Source organism: Bartonella sp. P12B, assembly GCF_055796185.1.
This window is the reverse complement of sequence record NZ_JBTTDI010000050.1, coordinates 1-1756: the sequence shown is the minus strand read 5'-3', so window position 1 is coordinate 1756 and position 1756 is coordinate 1. Positions and strand designations below refer to the sequence as shown.

1 protein-coding gene is annotated in these 1756 nt (G+C 35.8%); it reads left to right on the top strand.

Going from position 1 to position 1756, the window contains the following annotated elements; genetic code table 11:
* A partial coding sequence (locus AC0QT1_RS08545; protein WP_473202121.1) for a type ISP restriction/modification enzyme occupies nucleotides 1–1756 on the top strand: 1756 nt, incomplete at both ends.

Sequence of the window (1756 nt, the reverse complement as noted above, 5' to 3'; positions counted from 1 at the left end):
GCAAAAGGAATTTGGCAAGAGCTTGGGATCACGGGGTGTTTCTATACTTGATCCCTTTACTGGTACCGGAACTTTTATCACAAGGCTGTTACAATCTGATCTCATTAAACCAGAGGATATGGAATATAAGTTCCGTCATGATATCCATGCCAATGAGATTGTTCTCTTAGCTTATTATATTGCTGCTATTAATATTGAAGCAACCTATCATAGTCTTATGAAAGGAAATTATATTCCCTTCAAACATATTGGTTTGACCGATACCTTTCAGATGCTTGAAGAGAAAAATCTGCTACAAGAATTGTTTAAAGAAAACAGTGAATATTTAGAACTTCAGAAAAAACTCAACATTGAAGTGATTTTTGGTAATCCTCCTTATTCGGTTGGACAAAAAAGCGAAAATGACAACGCAAAAAATACTCCTTATCCACTCTTTGATAAACGTATTCGTGAAACCTATGCTGCTCAGTCAAAAGCAACTAATATACGAGCACTTTATGATAGCTATATACGCGCAATTCGCTGGGCTAGTGACCGTATTGAGAATGCTGGGGTTATCGGTTTTGTTTCTGGTTCTGGTTATATAGAAAAACCAGCCATGGATGGTTTGCGAAAATCTTTAGCCAAAGAATTTACCAGTATTTATGTGCTTAATTTACGGGGTGATCTTCGTAAGAATATGTTAAGCGGTGGTAGAGCTCAAGAAGGAGAGAATATTTTTGGTAATGGTAGTATGACCGGTATTGCGGTGACACTGTTTATCAAAAACCCTAATGTTTCTGGAGAGTGTAAAATTTACTATCATGATATTGGTAATAATCTTACGACAGAAAAGAAACTGTCCGTACTCAAGTCCTTTGGTAGCATTGGTGGTCTTGCACAAAAACAAAAATGGAAACTGATTACACCAGACAAGCATGCTGACTGGATAAATCAACGTGATGATAATTTTGAAACATTCCTAGCTATGGGTGTTAAGAAAGGTCATGGTAAAAAACTTTTTGAAACATTCTCTTGTGGTATAGTAACCAGCCGTGATGCTTGGGTATACAACTCAAGTCGTGAAGCTTTAGCAAAAAATATGAAGAATATGATTACCTTCTATAATCGTGAGGTAGAACGTTTTAACGAGACCTATCCACATACTGACCGTAGAACACGTGCAAAGGCTGTGAACAATTTTGTCAATTCGGATGCACAAAAAATTAGTTGGAGCCGTGCGCTTAAACAAGAATTAGCAAAAGGAAAAGTTTTTGAATTTGAAGAGACGTGCCTTACTCAAAGTCTATGTCGTCCTTTTACACGACAGTGGCTCTATTATAATCGTGCTTTCAATGAAATGGTTTATCAAATGCCGCGTATATTCCCTATAGGAAAAGCAGCTAATAATATGGTGATACAAATTACAGGTATAGGAGCACGAAGTGGATTCTCTGTTTTGATGAATAAAAATTTACCTGATTTGAATATGATAGATGGTGCTAGCCAATGTTTTCCATTATACCTTTACGAAGATGTTGCGGTTAAAAAAAACAAAAATAAAAAACAGCCTCATTTATTTGCAAATTCTACAGAAGAAAGCAAAAGTATTGGTTTACAACGTTGTAATGCCATTACTGATGAGAGTTTAGCACATTTTAAAACAGCTTATTCTAATGAGAAAATTACCAAAGAGGATATCTTCTATTATGTTTATGGAATCTTGCATTCAGAAAATTACCGTGCTCGCTATGCTGATAATCTCTCTAAAGAATTG